The organism is Glycomyces tarimensis, from assembly GCF_054776215.1.
Genome location: NZ_BAAHCB010000017.1, coordinates 55,920 through 59,884, shown reverse-complemented (window position 1 = coordinate 59,884; position 3,965 = coordinate 55,920). Strand labels below are relative to the sequence as shown.

The following is a 3,965-nucleotide window of genomic DNA, read 5'->3' as shown; positions in this document are numbered from 1 at the left end:
CCGGGGCCCGTCACTGACTCGAGAACACCACCACAAGTCGGAACACCCACCGACTCGTTATTAGCAAGGAAACAGAAAGGAAACCAGGAAACCCGTTCCGAGCCAGTGACAGCAATCATAGCCCACGTTCGGGCCGTTTTGAAGGGGCCACGGCTCTCCGATCGCTCCTGCGCTCTTTTCCCTGGTCACATCCCACCTGCGGCGAAGGTCGGCGTCTTCGAGCGACACCGCCGGGGCCTTGGCGTGCAAGCCGATCCGCAGGAAGCGCTCTCTGGTCGAACATGCGGAGCAGTTGCGTACCGACCGGTAACAATTTCGCAACATCGCTCGCCTCCGGCGTGGTCGCGACGGCGGCCGTCCTGGGCGAAGCGCCGCCGACCTCGGTGTGCGCCGCGGAGGCTGGCCAGAAGCGCCTCCGACCGCCGCCGCGCGCCGCCGCCGACGCATCGGCCTGCTCGACGGCTGAGCGACCGGCCCGGCCGGAGGAGAGGCCCGGCCGCGCCGCCCACGACCGAGACACGCCCCATTCCCACGACAGGGCCGAGTCGCGCCCCCGCGGCCCACGACCTAGACTCGATAGGTCTTCCCGCAGCTAGTAACCGTTAGGAAACACCTGTCGTGAGTACGATTTCACGCGAGGAAGTCGCGCACTTGGCGCGGCTGGCCCGCCTCGAAGTCACCGATGACGAACTCGACGCCTTCGCCGGGCAGCTCGACGTCATCCTCGAATCGATGAAGACCCTCGGCGAGGTCGACACCGAAGGCGTCCAGCCGACCTCGCACGCGGTGCCCCTGGTGAACGTGTTCCGGGAAGACCAGCCCCAGCCATCGCTGCCCCGCGACGCCGCGCTCGCCGGCGGACCCGACACCGCCGAGGGCCGCTTCCGCGTTCCGCGCATCCTGGACGAGGAGGCCTGAGCCATGGGCGAACGCACCATCGACCAGACCGCCGCGCACCTCGCCGAGGCCATCCGCGAGGGCCGCACCAGCGCCTACGCGGTCACCGAGGCCTTCCTCGACCGCATCGACGCCGTCGACGGCACCGTCAAGGCATTCCTGCACGTCGACCGCGAAGGCGCCCTCGCCACCGCGGCCGAAGTCGACGCCGCCGTCGCCGCCGGAAAGGAGCTCGGCCCGCTCGCCGGCGTGCCGATCGCGATCAAGGACGTCGTCGTCACCAAGGACATGCCGACCACCGCGGCCTCCAAGATCCTCGAAGGCTGGATCCCGCCCTACGACGCCACCATCGTCGAGCGCATCAAGGCCGCGAAGATGCCGATCCTCGGCAAGACCAACCTCGACGAGTTCGCCATGGGCTCCTCCACCGAGTACTCGGCCTACCGGCAGACCGCGAACCCGTGGGACACCGCGCGCATCCCCGGCGGCTCCGGCGGCGGCTCCGCGGCCGCCGTCGCCGCCAAGATGGCGCCGCTGGCCATCGGCACCGACACCGGCGGCTCGATCCGCCAGCCCGGCGCCGTCACCGGCACCTTCGGCGCCAAGCCCACCTACGGGTCCAACTCCCGCTTCGGCCTCATCGCCTTCTCGTCCTCCCTGGACACCCCCGGGCCCGTGGCCCGCAACGCCCTCGACGCCGCGCTGCTCCACGAGGTCATCTCCGGGCACGACCCGCGTGACTCGACCACCATCGACGCGCCCGTCCCGCCCGTCGTCGAGGCCGCCCGCTCCGGCGCCACCGGCGACCTCTCGGGCGTCAAGCTCGGCGTCGTCAAGGAGTTCGCCGAAGGCACCGACGCCGCCGAGCCCGGCGTCGTCGAGGCCTACCGGGCCGGGGTCGACCAGCTCGTCAAACTCGGTGCCGAGATCGTCGAGGTCTCCTGCCCGTCGTTCACCTACGCCCTGCCGACGTACTACCTCATCGCGCCCAGCGAGGCGAGCTCCAACCTCGCCCGCTACGACGGGGTCCGCTACGGTCTGCGCACCGGCGACGACGGCCGCCACAGCCTCGAAGAGGTCATGAGCCTCACCCGCGAGGCCGGTTTCGGCCCGGAGGTCAAGCGCCGCATCATCCTCGGCACCTATGCGCTCAGCGCCGGCTACGTCGACCAGTTCTACGGCCAGGCGCAGAAGGTCCGCACGCTCATCAAGCGGGACTTCGAGGCCGCGTTCGCCTCCGTCGACGCCATCATCAGCCCCACCACGCCGTTCATCGCCTTCAAGTTCGGCGAGCGCACCGGCGACCCGTACCAGATGTACCTCGCCGACCTCTACACCATTCCGACGAACCTCTACGGCGGACCGGGCGTGTCCGTCCCCGTCGGGCTCTCCGAGGGCATGCCCGTCGGCCTTCAGGTCATGGGGCCGGTCATGGGCGACGACATCACCTACCGCGTCGCATCGGCCCTGGAGTCCACGCAGGGACCCCTGCTGGCCGACACCGCGCCCGAGATCGACGCAAAGCTACGCTTCACTGCGTTCAGCGAGGATGGGAAGTAGCGCAGATGACGAAACTCAACACCTACGAAGCCGCCGTCGCCGCCTACGAGCCCGTACTCGGCCTCGAGACGCACATCGAGCTGGACACCGCCACCAAGATGTTCTGCGGCTGCTCCACCACCTTCGGCGGCGAGCCGAACACGCAGGTCTGTCCCGTGTGCCTGGCCCTGCCGGGTGCGCTGCCGGTGGCCAACAAGGCCGCCGTCGAGGCCACCATCAAGATCGGCCTGGCACTGAACTGCCGCATCGCCGAGTGGACCCGCTTCGCCCGGAAGAACTACTTCTACCCGGACATGCCGAAGAACTTCCAGACCAGCCAGTACGAGGAGCCGCTCTGCGAGGAGGGCTACGTCGACGTCGCCGTGGACGGCAAGTCCTACCGGGTCGAGATCGAACGCGTCCACCTCGAAGAGGACACCGGCAAGACCCTCCACGTCGGCGGCGCCACCGGCCGCATCCACGGCGCCACCGAGTCCCTCGTCGACTACAACCGCGCCGGGATCCCGCTGGTGGAGATCGTCACCAAGCCCGTGCCGGGCGCCGGCGCGCTGGCCCCCGAGGTCGCCCGCGCCTACGTCACCGAGCTGCGCGACATCGTCCGCTCACTCGGCGTCTCCGACGTCCGCATGGAGCAGGGCTCGCTGCGCTGCGACGTCAACCTCTCGCTCAACAAGGCGGGGGAGGAGTGGGGCACCCGCACCGAGACCAAGAACGTCAACTCGCTGCGCAGCGTCGAGCGCGCCGTCCGCTACGAGATCCGCCGCCAGTCGGCGCTGCTCGACGCCGGCGAGAAGATCCACCAGGAGACCCGCCACTTCCACGAGACGACCGGCGAGACGAGCCCTGGGCGCTCCAAAGAGGAGGCCACCGACTACCGGTACTTCCCCGAGCCCGACCTGGCCGTCATGGAGCCCTCGCGCGAGTGGGTCGAACAGCTGCGCTCCACCCTGCCTGAGCCGCCGCGCGAGCGCCGCGAGCGCCTCCAGGCCGAATGGGGCCTGGGGGACAAGGAGATGCAGTCGGTGGTCAACGCCGACGCGGTCGACCTCATCGCGGCCACCATCGCCGCGGGCGCCGGAGCCTCCGGCGCCGTCAAGTGGTGGCTCGGCGAACTCTCCAGGCGCGCCAACGAGACCGGCGCCGAACTCGGCTCCCTGGCCATCACCCCGGCGCAGGTCGCCGAGCTCCAGACCATGGTCGAGGACGGCCGGCTCAACGACAAGCTGGCCCGCCAGGTCATCGACGGCGTCCTCGCCGGCGAGGGCGCCCCCGCCGAAGTCGCCGCCGCCCGAGGCCTCGAAGTCGTCTCCGACACCGGCGCCCTCGAGCAGGCAGTCGACGAGGCGATCGAGGCCAACCCCGCTGTGGCCGAGAAGATCCGCGGCGGCAAGCACGCCGCCGCCGGCGCACTCATCGGCGCGGTCATGAAGGCCACCAAGGGGCAGGCCGACGCCGGGACGGTCCGCCAGATCATCCTCGACAAGCTGTCCTAGACGAACCGCGAAACG

The 3,965-nt window shown here is 70.0% G+C and carries 3 protein-coding genes; all 3 read left to right on the top strand.

The genetic code is table 11. From position 1 onward, the window contains the following. Positions 1–618: 618 nt before the first annotated feature. The 3 genes from gatC to gatB are packed head-to-tail and all read left to right on the top strand — an operon-like array spanning position 619 to position 3,950. Entirely contained in the window at positions 619–918 is a 300-nt protein-coding gene (gene gatC / locus ACYVK3_RS13390; protein WP_460497826.1) for an Asp-tRNA(Asn)/Glu-tRNA(Gln) amidotransferase subunit GatC, read from the top strand. Positions 919–921: 3 nt separating this feature from the next. After that, a complete protein-coding gene (gene gatA / locus ACYVK3_RS13385; RefSeq protein WP_460497825.1) occupies positions 922–2,457 on the top strand; it encodes an amidase in 1,536 nt (511 codons plus the stop codon). A 5-nt stretch (positions 2,458–2,462) separates the two neighbouring features. Further along, a complete protein-coding gene (gene gatB, locus ACYVK3_RS13380) occupies positions 2,463–3,950 on the top strand; it encodes an Asp-tRNA(Asn)/Glu-tRNA(Gln) amidotransferase subunit GatB (protein WP_460497824.1) in 1,488 nt (495 codons plus the stop codon). The last annotated feature ends 15 nt before the right edge of the window (positions 3,951–3,965 follow it).

Bases quoted from the DNA above. Each gene is read 5' to 3' on its own strand.
- gatA (WP_460497825.1), top strand. From the start codon at position 922: ATGGGCGAACGCACCATCGACCAGACCGCCGCGCACCTCGCCGAGGCC.
- gatB (WP_460497824.1), top strand. From the start codon at position 2,463: ATGACGAAACTCAACACCTACGAAGCCGCCGTCGCCGCCTACGAGCCC.